The following is a 17167-nucleotide window of genomic DNA, read 5'->3' as shown; positions in this document are numbered from 1 at the left end:
CCAAGGACACGCGGATCATGGATGCGGCCTTCCAACTGTTCCTGCGGCACGGCTACCGCAAGGTCAGCATCGGCGACATTGCCGAGGCGGCGCAGATGTCGCGGCCGTCGCTGTACGCGTCGTTCCCCAACAAGGACGCGATCTTCGCGGCGATGGTGCGGCGCCAGCGCGACCAGTGCCTGGCCGAATCCGGCGTGCGGCTGCGCCCGGGGCAGGACCTGGAGACGCGGTTGCGGCACCTGTTCGACATCTGGGTGCTGGAGCCGGTGGCGGCGGTGATCGGCTCCGAGAACGCCACCGAACTGTTGGCCAAGTGCGGCGACTACGCGCCCGAAGCGCTGGCCGACCTGTACGCGCAACTGGAGGCGCAACTGGTGGCCGCGCTGCAGCCGGACGTGCGCGCGCCTGCGGCGATGTCCGCGGCCGACATCGCCTACATCCTGCGCCTGGCCACCACCAGCCTGAAGGCGTCGGCCGACAACGAAGCCGACCTGCGGCGCCTGATCGGCGGGTTGATCGCGATGACGCTGGCGACGGTGCGCGCGGGTGGGGGGGAGTCGGTGGCGGCGCCGAAGCGGAAGCGTGGCGCGGCTGAAGCTGGTTGAGCGGGGCTGCATTCGCTTCTTGCTGCGCTGTGGGCATTTAGGAACGGTCTTTGGCGTCAGCTCTGTCCGAAACCGATAGGCCCACCGCTTCGTTCGTCGCGGTTGAAACCGCTCCTACAGGGGCTTGCGGCGAGCTGTCTGGGTGCACTGTGAGAGGTGCCTCAGCCCGGACTTTTGTCTGAAGCCTGTGGGCATCACCGCTTCGTTCGTCGCGGCTGAAGCCGCTCCTACAGGGGGCTTGCGGCGAGCTGGCCGGGTGCACTGTGGGAGGGGCTTCAGCCCCGACTGCACGGTGGTGCACATCGCGGGCTCGCTCGCTGAATCGCTCAGTCACGCCATGGCCGCCGCGTCACGCGATGAGACGCGGCCTGGCTACGCTGGCGGTCCGTTTTTTCCGGAGCCCCACGCATGAGCCGACGTTCCGGCAGCGCCGATCTGCCCCTGCACGGCGGGCGTGTGCCGCATTGGCTGGGCGAGCGCATGACCCGGCTCGGGGCGGTGATGTGCCAGGCCATCGTGCACAGCTATGGTCGCGACGAGTTGCTGCGGCGCCTGGCGCATCCGTTCTGGTTCCAGTCGCTGGGCGCGGTGATGGGCATGGACTGGCATTCCTCGGGCATCACCACCAGCGTGCTCGGTGCGCTCAAGCGCGGGTTGGCGCCGTTGTCCGGCGAGCTGGGCATCCATGTCTGCGGCGGCCGCGGGCGGCATTCGCGCGCCACGCCGGACGAACTGCTCGCCGTGGGCGAGCTGACCGGCGTCGACGGCGCCGGCCTGGCGCGCGCCAGCCGGCTGGTGGCCAAGGTCGACAGCGCGGCGGTGCAGGACGGGTTCGATCTGTACCTGCACGGTTTCATCGTCAGCGACGACGGCCGCTGGGTGGTGGTGCAGCAGGGCATGAACGGCGCCAGCAAGCAGGCGCGCCGCTATCACTGGCTGTCCGAAGGGCTGAGCAGCTTCGTCGATGCGCCGCATGCGGCGATCGACGGACCGGGGCAGGGACGCATCGTCAATCTCGCCGACCATCGTGCCGCCGCGTCGCGCGCGGCGCAGGTGGACCTGCTGCAGGCGCTGGGGCCGGACCGGATCGCGCAGGAATACCGCGCATTGGATGCGGCCTCGGCGCAGGCGCCGTCGTCCGCGTCGCGCGCGACGGCGGCCGCAGGCGGACGCAGGGCGCAAGCCGCGCGCGGAGCGCAGGATGCGCACGCGCGGTCAGCGGACGCCTTGTTCGCGCCCAGCGGCGATCTGTTCGCCGCCACGCCGGACCCGGTGCCGGCGCACATGCCGGCCGGCTTGCCGCATCTGTCGCTGCCCGACCATCACGACGTGCGCGGCAGCGACATCGTGACCCGCCGTCTGCACGCCAACCTGGCCGCGGCCGCCGAATGCGGGCCGCAGGATTTCACCGAACTGCTGCAGGTGCCGGGCGTCGGCGCGCGCACGGTGCGCGCGCTGGCGTTGGTGGCCGAGGTGCTGCACGGCACGCCGTGCCGCTTCACCGATCCGGCGCGGTTCTCGATGGCGCACGGCGGCAAGGACCGGCATCCGTTTCCGGTGCCGACCCGCGTCTACGACCACACCATCGGCGTGCTGAAGACCGCGGTGGCGCAGGCCAGGCTGGGCCGCGAGGAAAAGCTGGAAGCGATCCGCCGGCTGGATGCGCAGGCGCGCCTGCTCGAACCGCATGCGCGCGGGCCGTCGGTGGAGGCGTTGATCGCCGAAGAGCGGCGCGAATCGCATCGCTATGGCGGGCGCAGCGTGTTCGGTTGGGAACCGGCCCCGCCGGATGCGTCCGCCGACGTCGACGCCGGCGCCAGCGTGCCGCGGCGCGTGCGCGGGCCATAGCCGCTGCGGCGAGCACCGTTGCGGCAGTCGGGGACAAGCGCGGCGGTGCGTCGTCGACGTGCGGTGGTGATCGCATCCAGGCGAACAGATCGCGAGGAAGTAGCGCCGTTGCGTCTGCATGCACCTTTTTTGAGCGGACCGTGCGTCCGCATCGCCGTTCCGATGCCATGCGCTCCTGCTCCCCCCCCAAGTGCGCAAGCAGCGGCGGTGGAGCGTTGGTGCCGCGCATCCCGGTGCGCGACCGCGCTCGCCCAGCAGCGCGGCAGCCTGTTGCCGACGGCGTGCGCCGTCGGCCCAGCAAACGCGCGAGGTGGACATCGGCTTCGCATGACGTATGCCGATTGTTTACCTTCCGATTGCTACACCTGCCGCGACGGCCGCCTGTAGCCGGCCGCAGGAGAACGCCATGCCAACGCAATCCACCACTGCCCGTGCCACGCGCGCCAAGCGTGAGGGCAAGGCCGGCAGCACCCAGGCCGGCGAATTCGTCCGCGAGGAGATCGAGCGGGTACGCGCTGGCAAGACCGAGGTGAAATCGACCAAGCAGGCGATCGCCATCGGCCTGTCCAAGGCGCGCCGCGCCGGGGTCAGGACCGGCGCGTCCAAGACCGCGTCCACGTCCACCAAAAAGAAAGTGGCGCAGGAGGAAGCGAAGGGCGGCAAGGCTGGCGCGCCGTCGCCGACCCGCTCGCGTGGCGCCAAGAAGGCGCTGAAGACGGCCAGCAAGGGCAAGACCGCTACTCAGACCGTCGGCAAGAGGGCCTTGTCCACGCAGACCAGGAAGGCGGCCAAGAAGCGCACCGCCAGCAGCCGTTCGGCTGCGGCGAAGCAGGCCGCGCAGACCAAGGGCGCCACCGTGCGCAAGACGGCGGCCAAGAAGGCGGCGCGGACGCGGGCGAAGAAGGCCGGGGCGCCTGCCGCCACGGCCAGGAAGAGTGCGGCGAAAAAGGCGCCAGCCCAGAAAAACGCCGCGAAGAAGGCATCGGCCAGGAGGAGCACGGCGAAGAAGACGGCGGCCAGGAAGAGCGCGCCGCGCAAGCGTGCGGCGAAGAAGACCGCTGCGGGGTAGAACCACGGGCGCCTCGGCAGAGGCTTCTTCTGCGCCTGCCGGCGCTTCCAGCTGGCGGAGCGTTGCGGGACGCCAACGCAGCGGATCCGGCAATCCCTTGTAGGGGCGGCTTCACCGCGACGGGCTTTCCTCGGGATGCGTGTCGCGGCTGAAGCCGCTCCTACAACGCCGGCCTTGCGGCGCGGCGGAAGCCGCTGCTACAGCTCGGTGTATTTGGTGATGCGCCCCCTGGCGCGTTCGACCGGGTACTTGTTCGCGTTCACCTGCATCTTCGCGCGCGCCGCCTCGATCGGGTCGATGCCCAGCTTGTCGCACAGCTGCACCAGGTACAGCAGCACGTCGGCCACTTCGCTGCCGACCTGGGCCTTCTTGTCGTCCGACAGCTGCCGGCTCTGCTCGTCGGTGAGCCATTGGAAATGCTCGAGCAGTTCCGACGCCTCGACCGACAGCGCCGCGGCCAGGTTGCGCGGGGTGTGGAACTGGCCCCAGTCGCGTGCGTCGGCGAACGCGCGCTGGGCGGCTTGCAGGTCGTGGAGGCTGTCGGGCATGGGCAGGCTCGCGGGAGGGGAAGCCGCATGGTAATGCAGCGCCGCGGCGTGGCGACAGGCGCCGGCACCGCGGTTTCACGCGCCGTTCTCTTCGCGCCAGCGGACGATGGCGCGGTGGACCGCTTCGCCGTGGTCGCGCGAGACATCGCGCGGATGCTGCGGCGACGCCGTGTCGCGGATGCGCGTGGCCAGCGCGTCGCAGGCGGCGCGTCCGCCTTGCTGCACCTGCGCGCATTCGTCGGCGTCGAGCCGGAGCAACAGCGAGTAGCCGAATGCGGACGCGCTGCAGTTCACGTCCAGGAAGCGGTCGTCACCGGCCTGCAGCAGGAACCAGGCATGGGCGGCGTGGTCCAGGACGCGGAAGGGAAGGGAACTCACGGCGCGGCGAGCGGGTCGTGGGTGTCGTTCGCGCGGGCGCCGCCACCCAGGGAGATGGGCGCGAGCGCAACGGCGGCGCGGCAGAGCGGGCAATACGCGGTGTGCATCGGCATGGCCATAGCCTATCCCAATCGTATCGACGGGCTTCGGCGCTCGCTCGATCAGCATCGATGTTCTGGGCGAGCGCTGGCCGGGGCGATCGGGTCACCGGGCGTGACCGGCGTTATCGGTAACGCCTGTCGCGACCGAAGTCGCTCCCACAGTGTTGGGCGCGCGGATGGAACGACGTGCGCCGGCCGCGGCGCCGTTGTCCTGGCCCTCAGCGCGGCTTGCAGCCCAACATGCCCAGGTCGATGGCGGCGGCCATGCGCGTGTAGCCGGCGTCGTTGGGGTGCAGGTGGTCGCGGGTGATGGCGGCCGGCAGCGCTTCGGGATCCGCCGGGTCGCGCAGGATCGCGTCGAAGTCGATCACCGCGGTGAATGCGCTGCCGTCGCGGATGAAGTCGTTCAAGGCGCGGCGGGTGGCGGCGGAGACCGGTTCGTAGCGTTCGGATGCGCCGAACGGGGTCAATGTCGCGCCGATGGTGGCGATGCCGTGCTGCTGCAGCCGCGCGACGATCTGCCGGTAGCCCAGCCGCATGTCCTCGGCGTTGCGGCCGGGCACGAAGCCGGGCGCGCCGCTGTGGCGGATGTCGTTGATGCCTTCGAACAGCACCACGTCGGTGACGCCGGGCAGCGCCAGTACGTCGCGGTCCAGGCGCGCGAGCGCGCTGGGGCTGCGGCCGTGGTCGAGCAGTTTGTTGCCGCTGATGCCGGCGTTGAGCACCACCACCTGGCCTGGGCAGGCCTGCTCCAGGCGCCTGGCCAGCAAGGCCGGCCAGTCGCCGTGGCGGCCGCGCGCGGCGGTGGCGCCCTCGGTGATCGAATCGCCCAGCGCCACCACCACCCGTGGCGTCGCTGCGGTCTGCGCATATACTGCCGAGACCACGTTCTGCCGGTAGCCCAGCGCGGTGGCGTCGGGCACGTCGACCCGGCCATCGGCCACGCGCAAGGCGGTGCGGCGCACCGCCGGCCGCACCGCCTCGGGGAAGTACAGGGTCAACGCGACCTCGGCCAAGGCCGGGACGCGCAGCGCCACCGGATCGCTGAGCAGCACGCCGCCGGGCGGCAACACGATCTCGCCGCGGCCGTCGAACAGCACCGCGTGCGCCGCCTGCGCGCTGCCGGCCAGGCGCACCGAGGCCGCGCCGATCTTCAGCGGCGCGGTGCCCAGCTCGTTGCTGATGCGAAAGCGCAGCGCCTGCGCGGCGATGCCCAGGCGCATGTCCTGGCGCACGCTCTGCCGCTCGAACTGCAGCGAGGTACCGGCCGGACCGTCGAGCCGGTCCGGCGTGGGCGAGGCGATCCAGGCCGGCAACCAGCGCTCGGCCGCCTGCGCCGCCGCCGGTGCGGCCAGGCACAGCGCGAGCGCGGCGGCGATCACGCCGCTCCACAACAACGGCCGCAAGCGCGGGAATCGCAAGAACATGGTGTGGCTCCTGGGTCTGCTGGTGCGATCGGCATGGGCCACGCGATGCCTGGGCATGCACGTGGCCGCTTGTCACTGGCTCGCTTGGCGAAATCGGTGGCTGGTGCTTCGTTCGCCTGGTGCGCGCGCAGGCATGGCGTGATCCATTCCAGGCGCGCTCCCAGGCCCTGGGCGATCAGGAAAAGTACACGCCGCCGTTGACGTCGAGGTTGGCGCCGTTGATGAAGCTGGCCGCGTCCGAGGCCAGGTACACCGCCGCGTCCGCGGCTTCGGCGGCGCGGCCTTCGCGGCGCAGCGGGGTGGCGTTGGCGACGAAGGCGCGCACTTCCGGCTTGGTGAAGTCGTCGTGGAAGCGGGTGGCGATCATGCCGCAGCACAGTGCGTTGACGCGGATGCCGCGCGGGCCCAGTTCCTTGGCCATGGCTCGCGAGAAGGTCATCACCGCGGCCTTGGCGGTGGCGTAGATCGCCGCGCCGGGACCGCCGCCGTCGCGTCCGGCCAGCGAGGCGAAATTGACGATCGCGCCGCCTTCGGCCATGTGCGGCGCCACCGCCTGCGTGGTCAGGTACACCGACTTCAGGTTGAGGTCCATCACCTGGTGGAAGAACGCCTCGTCGATGTCGGCCAGCGGCTTGCGCGCGACCATGCCGCCGGCGACGTTGACCAGGATGTCGATGCGCTGGCCGAATGCCTGCTGCGTCGCCGCGACCAGCCCGGCCACCGCCTGCGCGTCGGCGGCATCGGCGCGGTGCACGATGGCCTGGCCGCCGCCAGCGAGGATCTGCTGCAGCGTCGCCTCGGCGCTGGCCGCGTCGTTGGCGTAGTTGATGCACACCTTGGCGCCGGCCGCGGCCAGCTTCAGCGAAACCTCGCGGCCGATGTCGCGGCCGCCGCCGGTGACGATGGCCACCTTGTCGTTGAATTGCATGAGCGATGAGTCCTTGTTGCGAGGGGGAAGGAACCGTGCGCGCGATCAGTCGCGCGCGGGGAGGGCGTCGAGCTTGTGGATGCGGCCGGTCACCAGCCACAGCGCGGCCAGCGAGGCCGGCACCAGCGCGGCGACGAGGATGAACATCGGCGCGTAGGAGTGGGCGGTCATCACCGGCACCAGCCAGGTGGTGATCAGGGTGCCGGCGACCGCGGCCATGCCGCCGATGCCGGCCAGCGAGCCGACCGACTTGCCGTCGAACAGGTCGCCGGGCAGGGTCTGGATGTTGCCGATCGCGATCTGGAAGCCGAACAGCACCGCGGCGATGGTCAGCACCGCCACGGTCGGATCGGCGGCCAGCACCGCGCCGAGCAGGGCCGGCGCCATGATCGCCCCGCCCAGGGTGATGGTCCATTTGCGCGCACGGTCCACGCTCCAGCCGGCCGCGATCAGCCGCCCGGACAGCCAGCCGCCGGACAGGCTGCCGAGCATCGCGCCGACGAACGGCACCCAGGCGAACGCGCCGATCTGCTTGATGTCGAAATGGAAGGTCTCGGCCAGGTAGATCGGCAGCCACGACACGAACAGCCACCAGATCGGGTCGATGAAGAAGCGCGCCAGCACGATGCCCCAGCTCTGCCGGTGCGACATGATCTGGCGCAGGCTGGGCAGGTAGGCGGGCTTGTCCGACACGCTGCCGTCGGCCGGCGCATCCAGGATCAGCGCGCGCTCGGCGGCATCCACCCACGGATGTCGGTCCGGGCCGGCGCGGTAGATCACCAGCCATGGCAGCAGCCACACGAAGCCGAGCGCGCCGACCAGCACGAAGGTGCCCTTCCAGCCCAGCCACAGGAACAGCAGCGCGATCAGCGGCGCCGACACGATCGCGCCGATCGAGGCGCCGGCGTTGAAGATACCCTGCGCCAGCGCGCGTTCGCGCGCCGGGAACCACTCGGCGTTGGCCTTCACCGCGCCCGGCCAGGCGCCGGCCTCGCTGATGCCCAGCATCGCCCGCACCACGCTGAAGGAGACGATCGAATGGGTCAGCGCATGCAGCGCGATCGAGATCGACCACACCGCGATCGACAGCGCGAAGCCCAGGCGCGTGCCGATGATGTCGAACAGGCGCCCGAACACGAACTGGCCGGCGGCGTAGAACAGCATGAAGATCGTCACCAGCAGCGCGTAGTCTTCCTTGGTCGCGCCGATGTCCTGCGAGATCGCCGGCCACATCACCGCCAGCGCGTTGCGGTCGATGTAGTTGATGACCGTGGCCACCGCGATCAGGCCCACGATCATCCAGCGCACCGCGCTGCGCCTGGTCGGCTTGCCCGGCTTGGTGGCGCCGGCGGCGGAGGCGGGCGTGCTCATTTGCCGCCCGCGGCGCGGTCGAAGCGCGCATAGCCGCCGCGCCAGGTGTAGCGCTGGCCCTGCGCCTGCAGGGTGTGCTCGCGGTCGGCGGCGGCATCGTCGGCCACCGCCAGCGCCAGGGTCTTGCCCGAGGCCAGGGTCAGCACGACCACCTCGGCGTCGTCGCCGCGCACGCGGGCGATGTCGCGGATGCGGCTGTCGGCGCCGTGCACGTATTCGGCGGTGCCGTTGTATTCGCCGTGCGGTTCCAGCACGCCGAAGAAGCTGACCTCGGCCTGCCCGTCCACGCGCTGCAGCAGCATCGGTTCGCGGCGCAGGTTGAAGTCGGGATCGTGGGCGCCGCTCTCGGCCAGGATCGCGCGCGACGGCGCGCTGCTGCCGAAGCGATACGTGTAGAAGCGCCCGTCCAGCAGCCAGCTCAGGCTGCGCGGTGCCGGCGAGGCGTCGCTGCTCGCGTCCACCCACAGGTGCTGGTAGCCGTTGGCCTTGCCCAGCACCGGGCGTTCGGCCAGCGCGCGCTTGGCGTCGAAGCCGACCTGCATGATGTGGCCGTTGAAATGCAGCGGCAGGTCGTAGCGCGCCGGCTTGGCGCCGTGCACGCGCAGCAGGTCGATCACGATCGGCAGGCCGAGATCCGGATGCGTCAGCAGCGCCTGGGTGCGGGTAAAGCTGACGCCGTCGTAGGCGTGGTCCATGCGCGCGGACACGATCTGGGTGTCCTCGTCGCGGGCGAACAGCAGCGGCGTCGGCGCGTACTCCTCGCCCACGCGCCAGTCGCCGTCGAAGTGGCTGCGCTCGTTCACCACCAGCGTGTTGTGCGCTACCGTGGTCTTGGCCCAGGTGGTGTTCTCCGGCAGGTAGATGCCGCCGGACTTGGCCTCCACGTTGAGGAAGCGCGCCGCGCCGTAGTCGGTGACCACGCGCTGGCCATTGTCGTAGAACAGCCAGTTCAACTTGTCGAAGTGGCCGTGGCCCATGCCCTGCGAGGTGTTCTTCATCACCAGGGCCTGGCCGTCCTCGCCGCCGGCGTGCAGGATCGCCAGCGCGCCGTGCTCGCCGTCGGCGCCGTCGCGCAGCAGCGCGGAGCGGAACGCGAACGGCCTGGCCTGGTCCTGCGCCAGCGCCGCGGCCACGCCCAGGCCCTCGGGGGTCAGCAGCACGCGCTGCTGGCGCTGGGCGATCGACAGCAACCGCGCGTCGTGGCTCTGCGCATAGGCGATGCCGAGCCCGGCGACCAGTTCCTCGGTGTCCAGGCCCTTGTCCAGGATCGCGTCGTTGAGCGGGAAGAAGTAGCCGGCGTAGCTGCTCTGCACCAGCGCATCCACCGCCTTCAGCAGCACCCCGTCGCGGCGCTGGAAGATCTTCTGCTGCGGCTGGTTGCGCTCGATCGCATTGGCGAACAGCACGAACGGCGCCAGTGCGTAGCGCTGGTAGTAGGGGCCTTCGGCGTAATAGCCGTCGGGCGAGAACAGCAGGTCGATCTGCTTGAGGAAGCCGGCGCCGCCGTCCTGACTGCTGCCGCGCAATGCCTTGTCCACCAGCGTCTGGTCGCGCAGCACGTAGCCGGTCATGCCGACCGCGGCCACCGCCCAGGTGGCGTGGTTGTGGATCTTGTCGAAGTTGTCCGCGCTTTCGTCGCACAGGAAGTGCGCCATGCGCCGGAACACCTGCGCGTCGATGGTGTCGCGCTCGGCCGGGGTGAGGCCGTCGCGGATCGCGTCGTAGCCCTGCGCGGCGTAGACCAGCCACACCGAGTCGTTGAGCGATTGCCAGAACAGCCGGCCCGGTACCTGGCCGCGCCCGGCCGGGTGCGCGCCCAGGGTCGGGTACAGCCTGGCGTAGGCCAGCAGCAAGTCGCGCGCGTAGTCGGCGTAGGCGCGGTTCCCGGTGAGCCGGTACAGCGCGCCGGCGGCCTGGATCGCCTGGTAGTTGCGCTTGTGCTGCTCGTGGCTGGCGCCGCCGCCGGGGTCCTTCGGCAACGGCACGTCGATGCCGGCCTGCATCGCCTTGCGCAGGCTGGCTTCGGCGCGCGCCTGTTCGCGCGCGAACAGCGGGTAGCGCGCGCCCTCGCTGGCCATCTGCCGCCATTGCGCGGCGGTGACCAGCACCGGTGCGCTGTCGTTGGCGACGTTGCCGCGCGCGGCCGGGGCGGCGGGCCTGGCGGCAGGCGCGGCCCAGGCGGCGGGCGCGCTGGCGGCGACGGCCAGCACCAGCAGCATCAGGCGGGTGGATCGGGTCATAGCAAGGGCTCCGCGCCGGCATCGGCCGGCAGGGCCGGGGTACCGAGGAATTGGTTGCGGGTGGCGATCAGCTGCGGCGTGCCGGTGGTGCGCACGTTGCTGATCGCGGCGCTGTCGATGAACTGGTTGTCGCGCAGGACGGTGCGCTGCACGCCGTGCAGGCGCAGCGACGGCGCATCGGCGCCGCCGACGCGCTCGAAGCGCGAGCGCTCGATCGTCAACACCGGGCCGAAGGTGCTCTCGTCGCGGCCGCCGCGGTACAGGTCCACCACCGGCCCGCCGATGCGGCGGAACTGCGAATCGGCGATCTCCACGCGCGCGGCGTTGTAGGTGCCGCGGTCGTCGGTCTCCGCATGCGCCGACAGCACCGCGCCGGACACGTCTTCCACCACCACCCGGCGCAGCGCGATGCGCTCGGCCAGGGTGCCCTTGCCCAGCGCGATCATGTCGAAGCCGCGATTGACGGTGAGACCGTGGATGCGGCTGTCCTCGACGATCAGCTGGTAGTTGGCGGCATTGGAACCGGGCGCGGTGCGGATCACCGCGTTGCCTGCTTCATCCGGCGCGGCGCTGCCGTCGATCTGCAGGCGCGCCAGCTTCAGCGCGCCGCCGGCCTCGATCTGGAACAGGGTGGCGCGCGAGAACGCGATCTGCGCCTGGCCGCGCGCCGGGCCTTCGACGCTGAGCGGATGGCGCAGCGCCAGCACCTGATCGACCTGGTAGCGGCCGGCATCCAGTTGCAGCCGATCGCCGGCACCGGCGGCGGCCACCGCCTGGGCCAGGGTGTCGTCGCCGGGCCGCACGCGCTGGCGGCGGCCGCTGTCCAGCGCGACCGGCACCGTCTCCTTCGCGTACCAGGCCACGCCGACGTCCTCGCGCGGGATGTAGGTCAGTGCGGGATCGGCGCCGATGCCGCCGGCATCCGCGGCGACCAGCAGGCCGGTCGCCGCGCGGGTCATCGTCAGCGTGCGGCCGGCGACGCCGCCGGGCAGCAGCGGCGAGGCGGCCGGACTCTGCAGGTTGCCGGCGAAGGCGATGCCGGACAGGTCGCCGAGCACGCGCACCGGGTCGTGCTCGGCAACGATCAGGTTGTCGGCGAAATCGCTGTCGATCGGCGCTGCGCTCCGCTCGTCGTCCTTGCCGGCGCCGAAGAACAGCTGCTTGCCGGCGACGAAGGTGTTGTGTTCGATCAGCGCCTGCTGCACCTGCACGTAGCGGTTGGCCGGCGAATCGGGCACGCCGTACATGATGCTCAGCGCCGCCGAATAGTCGTCGCCGGCCAGCCCTTCCAGGTAGTTGTTGCGCACCGTCTGCCTGCGGTTGATGACGCGGATGCCGCCGGTGTCGTCCTTGCCGTCGCCGAAGAACACGTTGTTCTCGACCAGGTTGCCGTCGCCGTGGCGCAGCACCAGCGCGCCGCGCGAGCGCTTGAACACGTTGCCGCGGTAGGTGTTGCCGCCGGACTTGTTGGAGACGATCTCCACTTCGCCGTCGCAGCCTTCGAACCAGTTGTTCTCGACCAGCGAGTTGGAATCGGAGCTGGCGTCGTTGCTGGTGCCGATGCGCAGCGTCTCGCCGCCGTTGGCGCCCAGGTTGGGGCGCGGGCCGAACCAGTTGTGGTCGATGCGGTGGCGGTTGTCCAGGCCCTGCACCGTGTCGCGGACCACCACCATGGTCGGGCCGGCGTTGTTCTTGCCGACCAGGTGGTTGTGGTCGAAGCGGTTGTGGCTGTCGTACATGGCCACCCAGTTGTCCGAGCGGCTGCGCTCGGGCTGGTTGAAGCGGTCGACCACCACGCGGGTGATGCGGCTGTGGCTGGCGCGCTGCTTGCTGGAGACCCGGTAGGACAGGACCGCCTCGGTCGGGCTGTAGCCGTCGCGGAACACCAGGTCGCTGACCACCAGGTAGGCGCCGGCCATGCGCAGATTGGACTGGCCGGTGACGATGACCTTGCCCGGGGTCTGCGCGCTCAGGCGGATCGGCTGCGCGGCAGTGCCGGTACCGGTGAACACGATCTGGAAGTCGCGCCATTCCCCGTTCGCCAGGATCACATGGTCGCCGGGCTGCAGGGCGCCGGTGGCGGCGCGGTATTCGGCAGGACTGCCGACCAGGATGTCCGCGGCATTGGCCTGGCCGGTGGCAAGGGCGAGGAACAGCAGTGCGAAGCGGTTGCCCGGAACGGTGGTCGATGCCATGGGTGCCTCTCTCCCTGATGCGCGCCCGGGGCGTCGCCGTGGGCCGGATGGTAGCAGAGGTCGAACGCTCGTCAACCAGATATGCATACCAAAATAGAATCTTCTGGCTAGCTATTTTGGCGCATTGGTGTGCTGCAATCGCACATAAATAGGCGTGCAATTACGCGGACCAATTGGCCTAGGTGGATATTTCTACCAATTTGTTGACATTGGTCGTGGACGGGTGAAGGCTCCGCTCCCACGTCGTAGCCCTTTACGGCGTTCACTCGGGAGGAGAGACCATGCGGCACCCCTATGCGGCCCCGTCCGCCAGACGCGCCGGCGCGCGCACGCTGCGCAGCGCCCTGGCCTGCGCCATCGCGGCATCGTTGAGCGGCGTGGCCTGGGCGCAGGAGGCGCCGGTCGCGCCGGCCGAGGCCGCCGCGGCACCGGCGCAAGCGCCGGCGAGCGGGGCGACGACGCTGGACCAGGTCCAGGTCACCGGCATCCGCGGCTCGATCCAGTCCTCGATCAACAAGAAGCGCGACGACACGGTGATCTCCGACGTGCTGTCGGCCGAGGACATCGGCGACCTGCCGGCGCCGTCGCTGGCCGATGCGATCGAGACGCTGACCGGCGCGGCCTCCACCCGCGACAAGACCGGCGCCTCGGAGATCTCCATCCGCGGCCTTGGCGCGTTCCTCAGCAGCACCCAGTTCAACGGCCGCGAGATCACCAACGGCAGCGGCGACCGCTCGGTGAACTTCAACATGTTCCCGGCCGAGCTGATCAACACCGTGGCCATCTACAAGACCCAGCGCGCGGACCTGATCGAAGGCGGCGTCGCCGGCGCCATCGGCCTGGAGACGGTGAAGCCGCTGGACTACGGCAAGCGCGCGATCCAGATCGACGGGCGCGGCAGCTGGGCCGAGTACGACAACAGATACCGCGACAAGGACGGCATCGGCTGGCGCGGCACCGCCAGCTACATCGACCAGTTCGAATTCGCCGACGGCGGCAAGCTCGGCGTGTCGATCGGCCTGCAGGCGCTGGATGGCACCGATCCGGAAGAGAGCATGACCAGCGGCTCCACCTGGTACGCCTGCGACGGCACCCAGAACGTGGCCAACGCCAACTGCGCCGAGGTCGGCGCCAACGCCATCGCCAACGGCGCGCCGTACTACCTGGTGCCGAGCAGCCGCATCTACCGGCTCAAGCAGGAGCGCAACGACCGCCAGTCCGAGTTCGCCGCGGTGCAGTGGAAGCCCAACGAGGTGCTGGAGGTCAACGTCGACTACGAACACACCGACCGCAACTGGCACGAGCAGCGCTCCGACCTGAGCCTGTCCAATACCCGCCGCGGCATCGTCAATCGCGAAGTCGACGACAACGGCGTGCTGCGCCGCTATTCCGGCAACACCTCGATCGACTCCACCTCGACCCTGTACGACCGCAACGAGGAATACACCGGCGGCGGCCTCAACATCGTGCTGCGCCCGAGCGTGGCCTGGGAGATCGCCACCGACCTGTCCTACTCGCACACCGTGCGCGAGGACACCCAGCGCATGACCCGCCTGCGCGCCAACGCCCGCGACGTGAACAACGCGGTGGTGCCGGGGATCAGCAGCGGCACCACCGGCTATGTCAGCTACGATTGGGAGAAGCGCGGCGAGGTGCCCAGCATCGCGCTCAACCCGGCGTTCGACGTCGGCGACTGGGACGCCTATACCGGCGCGGCGCGGGTCAGCTCCGAAGAGGAGAAGAACGACCACCGCATCCGCGCCGGCCGCTTCGACTTCAGCTACCTGCCCGAGGACGGGCTGCTGACCAAGCTCAGCGTCGGCCTGCGCGCCAGCCAGGCCGACTACCGTTACTTCGACAACACCATCACCACCGACATCGCCTCCAGCGGCGCCGGGCGCGCGCAGATCATCGCCGCCAACCAGGCCTGCCGCGCCGCGTTCCCGCAGGACGACTTCCTCGACGCGGCCAGCGGCAACACCATCTCCAGTTGGGCCTACTTCGATCCGGGCTGTCTGTACGAAGCGTTCCGCGGCAGCAGCGCCACCGGCGTGGATCCCGACTACATGGATCCGAACAACGTCGATGTGGTGGAGAAGACCAAGGCGCTGTTCCTGATGGCCGACTTCCGCAGCGAGCTGTGGGGGCTGCCGGTGACGGGCAACCTGGGCGCGCGCTGGGTCAAGACCGACGTGCGCTCGCAAGGCGTGCGCGCCGACCTGGAGCTGATCGACAACGGCGCCGGCACCCTGCGCCTGCAGCCGACCGGCCGCTACCAGACCCTGGTCGCCAAGGCCGGCAACGACAAGCTGCTGCCCAGCGCCAACGCCGCGTTCGAGCTGCGCGACAATCTGCTGCTGCGGCTGGCCGGCTACCGCGCGATGTCGCGTCCGGACATCGCCGCGCTGGGTTCGGGCCGCAACGTCAACCTCACCGGCACCGAGAACTTCACCAGCCTGGAGGAGGCGCTGGCCGGCATCACCGCCACCGGCAATCCGGAGGCCAAGCCGCTGATGTCCTGGAACGGCGACGTGTCGCTGGAGTGGTATCCGAACCAGGACAGCCTGCTGGCCGGCGCGGTGTACTGGAAGCAGTTCAACGGCGGCACCGAGACCGCGCTGTTCGAGGAGACCTTCGTGGTCGATGGACAGAGCGTCACCGTGCCGGTGCCGCGCCAGGTGACCACCGACAGGAAGAGCACGCTGACCGGCTTCGAGCTCAGCGCCGCGCACCGCTTCTCCTACCTGCCCAAGCCGCTGGACGGGCTCGGCTTCAAGCTCAGCTACAACTACGCCGACACCGATTACCAGACCCAGGATCCTCGCCTGGGCGAGCAGGTCGATGCGCTCACCGGCAGCGTGATCCCGGCGATCGTGGCCCCGGCCGGGCTGAGCGGCTTCTCGCGGCATGTGCTGTCCGGTTCGCTGTACTGGGAACTGGGCCGTTTCGACATGCAGGCGATCGGCAAGTACCGCTCCAGGTACTACCAGGACTTCACCGGCAACACCGCGCAGCAGAACCGCTACTACGGCGACAACACCAGCGTGGATTTCCGCGCCCGCTACCGGGTCACCAAGCAGCTGTCGCTGTCGCTGGAACTGATGAACCTGAGCAACGAACCGCGCGTCGCATCCCAGCCTGTCTACGGCAACTTCCGCGAGTACGTGAGCTACGGGCGACGCGCATATTTCGGTGTACGATACAAGTTCTGAACGCAGCGGCGCGGCTCCCGGGCCGCGCCGTTTTTCGAGCCGCAGCGGGCACCGGCGCGTCGTCCCGGCGCCGCTGTGGAAACCACCAGATGGGTCCCTAGCTCGATGTCCGAAAGCCGCCTCTACCAGTCCATCGCCGCGAAGATCCTGTCGCTGATCGAATCGGGGGAATTCCCGACCGGTTCGCGGCTCCCGGGCGAGCGCGATCTGGCCGAGCGTTTCGGGGTCAGCCGGGTGACCATCCGCGAGGCCGAGATCGCGCTGGAGGCGCAGGGCTGGATCGCGATCAAGACCGGCTCGGGCGTGTACGTGCGGCCGCGCCCGATCGATGCGCAGGGCGCGCTGCCCGACGTCACCGCGTTCGACCTGACCGCCGCGCGCACGGTGATCGAGGCCGAAGCCGCGGCGCTGGCCGCCGGGCGCCTGACCGATGCCGACATCGAGGAATTGCAGACCCTGGTCACGGCGATGTCCGACCCGGCCACCACCGAGGAAATGGCCGGCGAATACGACCGCCGCTTCCACCTGGCCATCGCGCGCCTGTCCGGCAACCCGGTGGTGGAATACTGCATCCACCTGATCTGGCGCATGCGCAACGAACTGCCGCGGGTGCGCCAGGTGTACGCGCACGTCTGCCACCAGGACGATGCGACCCGCACCGACGAACACGCCGCGATCCTGGAGGCGCTGAAGACGCGCGATCCGGCGGCCTCGCGCAACGCGATGCGCAATCACTTCCAGCGCCTGTTCGAATCGATGCTGGAAGCCACCGAAAGCCAGGCCCTGGCCGAGATCCGCCGCCGCACCCAGCAGGACCGCGAGCGCTTCCTGGCCACCACGCGGATCTGAGACCGTCGGGCGCGGTCGCTGTCGTCCGCTGCCGGCGTCGCGGTGAGGGGCATGCGCAACGCGGTCGTGCGTGGCGCCATTTCGCCTTCGCGTCGACGGTACGGCTTGCTTCGCAGCTTCCGTAATCTGCGCAATCGCGCCGCACTGACGCTGCAATGCGCCCTCTGGCGCTGCTGCCTGCATCGGCGCCTGAACGCCGCCGGCGCGTTGCGCGCCGGCCGCAGCGTCAACCGCAGCGCGGCTGCGGCGCGCGCAACGTCGTCATGCCGATGCGCAATGGCCTGCAGTGCGGCGCGCGCATTCACGCCCGGCGCTGCCCGCGACTGCTAAGCCTGGAGCCAAGCGGGCTCTGTGGCCCCTCTGGATCATCATGGCGTCCCCCTGGCGTGCGTTGCG

Annotated in this window: 12 protein-coding genes and 1 pseudogene; 6 read left to right on the top strand and 7 right to left on the bottom strand. The window is 70.1% G+C overall.

Features of this window, described 5'->3' with window-relative positions:
• Positions 1-17 precede the first annotated feature (17 nt).
• From AB3X10_RS16535 to AB3X10_RS16525, 3 genes and pseudogenes are all read left to right on the top strand, one after another.
• The gene (locus tag AB3X10_RS16535) at positions 18-605 is read left to right on the top strand and encodes a TetR/AcrR family transcriptional regulator (RefSeq protein WP_369976425.1); all 588 of its coding nucleotides are present in this window, start codon (positions 18-20) and stop codon (positions 603-605) included.
• A gap of 408 nt (positions 606-1013) precedes the next feature.
• Positions 1014-2453, top strand: a complete 1440-nt coding sequence (locus AB3X10_RS16530; RefSeq protein WP_369976424.1) for a DUF763 domain-containing protein — start codon at positions 1014-1016, stop codon at positions 2451-2453.
• A 406-nt stretch (positions 2454-2859) separates the two neighbouring features.
• Positions 2860-3354 (top strand): annotated as a pseudogene (locus AB3X10_RS16525) (DUF6496 domain-containing protein); the annotation flags it as partial.
• A gap of 365 nt (positions 3355-3719) precedes the next feature.
• Here AB3X10_RS16525 and AB3X10_RS16520 read toward each other — a convergent pair.
• The 7 genes from AB3X10_RS16520 to AB3X10_RS16490 all read right to left on the bottom strand — a co-directional run bounded on the left by AB3X10_RS16520 (position 3720) and on the right by AB3X10_RS16490 (position 12710).
• Positions 3720-4070 (bottom strand): nucleotide pyrophosphohydrolase, encoded by a 351-nt coding sequence (locus AB3X10_RS16520; protein ID WP_369976423.1) that lies wholly within the window; start codon positions 4068-4070, stop codon positions 3720-3722.
• A 75-nt stretch (positions 4071-4145) separates the two neighbouring features.
• On the bottom strand, positions 4146-4448 hold the full coding sequence (locus AB3X10_RS16515; RefSeq protein WP_369976422.1) for a hypothetical protein: 303 nt from the start codon (positions 4446-4448) through the stop codon (positions 4146-4148).
• A 319-nt stretch (positions 4449-4767) separates the two neighbouring features.
• Positions 4768-5976: an SGNH/GDSL hydrolase family protein gene (locus AB3X10_RS16510; RefSeq protein WP_369976421.1), complete on the bottom strand. Its 1209-nt coding sequence runs from the start codon at positions 5974-5976 to the stop codon at positions 4768-4770.
• A gap of 175 nt (positions 5977-6151) precedes the next feature.
• Positions 6152-6904, bottom strand: a complete 753-nt coding sequence (locus tag AB3X10_RS16505; RefSeq protein ID WP_369976419.1) for an SDR family NAD(P)-dependent oxidoreductase — start codon at positions 6902-6904, stop codon at positions 6152-6154.
• A 45-nt stretch (positions 6905-6949) separates the two neighbouring features.
• On the bottom strand, positions 6950-8275 hold the full coding sequence (locus tag AB3X10_RS16500; protein WP_369976417.1) for an MFS transporter: 1326 nt from the start codon (positions 8273-8275) through the stop codon (positions 6950-6952).
• Entirely contained in the window at positions 8272-10515 is a 2244-nt protein-coding gene (locus AB3X10_RS16495) for an oligoalginate lyase (protein WP_369976416.1), read from the bottom strand. Before AB3X10_RS16495 ends, AB3X10_RS16500 begins: the two co-directional genes overlap by 4 nt.
• Positions 10512-12710 carry a polysaccharide lyase 6 family protein gene (locus AB3X10_RS16490; protein WP_369976415.1) on the bottom strand — a complete coding sequence of 733 codons (2199 nt, stop codon included), beginning with the start codon at positions 12708-12710 and terminating at the stop codon, positions 10512-10514. The genes AB3X10_RS16495 and AB3X10_RS16490 overlap by 4 nt, the downstream gene beginning before the upstream one ends.
• A 281-nt stretch (positions 12711-12991) precedes the next feature.
• On the opposite strand from AB3X10_RS16490, the gene AB3X10_RS16485 reads away from it, so the two are divergent.
• The 3 genes from AB3X10_RS16485 to AB3X10_RS16475 all read left to right on the top strand — a co-directional run bounded on the left by AB3X10_RS16485 (position 12992) and on the right by AB3X10_RS16475 (position 17101).
• Positions 12992-15922, top strand: coding sequence for a TonB-dependent receptor (locus tag AB3X10_RS16485; RefSeq protein WP_369976414.1), 2931 nt, complete (start codon positions 12992-12994; stop codon positions 15920-15922).
• 105 nt (positions 15923-16027) lie between these two features.
• Entirely contained in the window at positions 16028-16771 is a 744-nt protein-coding gene (locus AB3X10_RS16480) for a FadR/GntR family transcriptional regulator (RefSeq protein WP_179570743.1), read from the top strand.
• 51 nt (positions 16772-16822) lie between these two features.
• Positions 16823-17101 carry a hypothetical protein gene (locus AB3X10_RS16475; protein ID WP_369976412.1) on the top strand — a complete coding sequence of 93 codons (279 nt, stop codon included), beginning with the start codon at positions 16823-16825 and terminating at the stop codon, positions 17099-17101.
• Positions 17102-17167: the final 66 nt, after the last annotated feature.

Source organism: Xanthomonas sp. DAR 80977 (assembly GCF_041240605.1).
GTDB classification, from domain to species: Bacteria; Pseudomonadota; Gammaproteobacteria; order Xanthomonadales; family Xanthomonadaceae; genus Xanthomonas_A; species Xanthomonas_A bundabergensis.
Note: the sequence above shows the minus strand (reverse complement) of the source record. Positions and strands in the feature narration are given on the sequence as shown.